This is a genomic window from Bacteroides sp. An269, assembly GCF_002159755.1.
In the GTDB taxonomy this organism is placed as follows: domain Bacteria; phylum Bacteroidota; class Bacteroidia; order Bacteroidales; family Bacteroidaceae; genus Phocaeicola; species Phocaeicola intestinalis.
Genome location: NZ_NFJG01000263.1, coordinates 1 through 577, shown reverse-complemented (window position 1 = coordinate 577; position 577 = coordinate 1). Strand labels below are relative to the sequence as shown.

The 577-nt window shown below is 54.1% G+C and carries 1 protein-coding gene; it reads right to left on the bottom strand.

Going from position 1 to position 577, the window contains the following annotated elements; translation table 11 throughout:
* Positions 1 to 119: 119 nt before the first annotated feature.
* A partial coding sequence (locus B5F71_RS19655) for a fimbrillin family protein (RefSeq protein WP_143269966.1) occupies positions 120 to 577 on the bottom strand: 458 nt, incomplete at its 5' end.

The following is a 577-nucleotide window of genomic DNA, read 5'->3' as shown; positions in this document are numbered from 1 at the left end:
GGCCGTGAGCTTGCTGCCTTCACGGGTGAAGGCGAAGACCGTGGAGACAGGTTCGCCGACGGTCTGTTCCGCCTCCATGTCGAAGGCGCCGGCTATGCCGCCGAGGGTGTATGTGGGGCTTACAGCGTGATGCTTACATCGTTCGTTTCTCCGGGTTCCCACGGGGTAATCTCCGGTTCTTCCACCGTGATGCCCTTGTTGTTGAGCGTGATGTTATAGGTGTAGGCATAGCCTGCGTCTAACTTAGACGTGGATGGCTTCGGCAACGTGGTTGTGTATTCCACGCCGTTGTACACCACACTCAGGTTAAGGGGCGTTGTAAAATCCAATGTCTGCGGGAAAATGAAGAGTTGCGAGGTGGTGGCGCCGTCGTCAAACCACATGGTAATCGGCGAGGGATAGTCGACAGTCAGGGCGGTTTCACCGGTAGTGGTGTTGAAAGTGCCTACAGTCTTCAGACCATTTAACATGCAGTGTTTAAGAATTTTTTCGCTGAAGTCAACGCCTTCGCCCTCCAAAAAATTGAACTTGACGAGGCTCATGCAGTGCTTGAACGCATGCTCGCCGGTGAAGCTCA